We start from the raw sequence: 2,103 nt of genomic DNA, 5'->3' as shown, positions 1-2,103 counted from the left end.
CGAAGATGACCTGGATATACTTGAAGTAGACAATGTTGCTGTACGCGAGTCACAAATCAAGCGCTTGGAATCGATTCGTACAAATCGAGATTCTGATGCGGTTAAAGCAGCGCTTACAGCCTTGACTGAGGCGGCGAAAACAGGTGAAGGCAATTTGCTAGAATTGAGCGTAAATGCTGCTCGCTTACGCGCGACTGTTGGCGAAATTTCTGATGCTCTGGAAGAAATATACGGACGTTTTCAGGCCGAATCTCGCACTATTAGCGGCGTTTACGGCGCCTCCTATGAGGGCGATGAAGACTGGCAAGCAATACAGTCTGATATTGAAGCCTTTGAGAAAGCCCAAGGTCGACGACCTAGAATGCTGGTTTGCAAGATGGGCCAAGACGGCCATGATAGGGGCGCTAAAATCATCGCCACCTCATTTGCCGATGCGGGCTTTGATATCGACCTATCCCCTATGTTTTCAACCCCTGAAGAAGTCGCCAAGCAAGCCGTCGAAAATGACGTGCATGCCGTCGGTGTCAGCTCACAAGCTGCAGGACACAAGACACTAGTTCCTGAGCTCATTCAGGCGCTCAAAAATCAAGGCGCGGACGACATTATCGTTATTGCCGGGGGAGTGATCCCTAAACAAGACTACGACACACTCTATCAGGCAGGAGTTAAAGGAATCTTCGGGCCTGGTACAAAAGTGCCTTATAGTGTTCGCCAAGTGCTAACGGCGATCAATGAGTCTGCCTAGCTTCCTGGTATGAATATCGATCTTGAGCAACTCAAAAAAGGCCAGCGCCGAGCACTAGCCAAAGCTATTACCTTGGTCGAGAGCAAGCGCGACCAAGACAGAGCGGCTGCTCAACAAGTCTTGAATGAGCTATTGTCAGATACCGGAAATAGCCTTCGTATAGGAATCAGTGGCGTACCGGGGGTGGGAAAGTCTACCTTCATCGAAGCCTTTGGTCGCCATCTGATCGCTAATGGAAAAAAGGTAGCTGTACTCGCTGTCGACCCCAGTTCTCCTCTACGTGGAGGAAGTATCCTTGGCGATAAAACCCGCATGGAAAAACTTGCCCGTGAAGACAATGCCTTTATTCGCCCTAGCCCTTCTGAAGGCGCGCTGGGTGGCGTCGCGCTTAGAACCCGTGAGACAATGCTCCTATGCGAAGCCGCCGGCTACGATGTAATACTCGTAGAGACCGTTGGTGTAGGCCAATCCGAGTATGAAGTCGCCTCGATGGTCGATTTCTTTCTCGTATTGATGCTTCCTAACGCTGGAGATGACTTACAAGGCATCAAACGAGGCATTATGGAGCTGGCGGATGCCTTAGTCGTTAACAAAAGTGATGGTCCTAACCAAGGCTTGGCTCAGCAAACCAAAAACCACTACAGTAATGCCTTTCACCTCTTACAGCACGATGGTTTTTGGAAACCTCAAATTCTCACCTGCTCATCTCTTGAGAACACCGGAATTGAGACTGTATGGGACATGATTCTGGACTACCAGGAACAAGGCAAAAGCCACTCCAATGAAGAAGGCCTTAATCTATTTGAGGATAAACGCGCCCGACAAAATAGAGAATGGTTGAACGCCTTGGTAAAAGATATGTTGGAACAGGAGCTTAAAAGTCACCCTCCAGTTCAATCAGCACTACCTAAGCTCCGCTCAGCTGTGCAGGAAAATAGTGTAACCCCCTACTCTGCAGCACATCAGATCATTCAGCTATTTCTCAACAAACAAGACCCGTCTTGACTATTTACCGCCCCTTAGCGAGGACCCTATTGCTATCAGCCTGAGCTAATCACGACAGGTAAGGGTTCGAATATATCTGCCAACGCTAAACTAAAAAAGCCCGATTAAGTAACCGGGCTTGATAACAAACTAAGCTAAATATTAAGCTGTTGTTTTCTTGATAATCGCAAGCAAATCGTCCTTTAGCTTAAGGCGCTCTTTCTTACACTTTTCAAGATACTCGTCAGAGGTGTTTTCTGCACCGGTCTCGATTCTGTGTACTTCATGATCCTTATCATGATACTCATCAAATAAACGAGCAAAGTGGTTATCACTCATCTTGAGGTTATGAATAGTCTCTTTGTGCTCTGGCA

At 47.7% G+C, this 2,103-nt stretch carries 3 protein-coding genes; 2 read left to right on the top strand and 1 reads right to left on the bottom strand.

What is annotated here, in order from left to right:
* Positions 1-745: methylmalonyl-CoA mutase family protein (locus A3757_RS15955; protein WP_197470073.1), on the top strand; the 745-nt coding region annotated here is incomplete at its 5' end.
* 9 nt (positions 746-754) lie between these two features.
* Positions 755-1,750, top strand: a complete 996-nt coding sequence (gene meaB / locus A3757_RS15950; protein ID WP_068554425.1) for a methylmalonyl Co-A mutase-associated GTPase MeaB — start codon at positions 755-757, stop codon at positions 1,748-1,750.
* Positions 1,751-1,891: 141 nt separating this feature from the next.
* Here meaB and A3757_RS15945 read toward each other — a convergent pair.
* The coding region (locus A3757_RS15945; RefSeq protein ID WP_068739910.1) for a YdcH family protein at positions 1,892-2,103 on the bottom strand (212 nt) is incomplete at its 5' end.

The sequence above is a fragment of the Oleiphilus sp. HI0117 genome (assembly GCF_001635235.1).
This window is presented reverse-complemented; position numbering and strand designations above follow the sequence as displayed.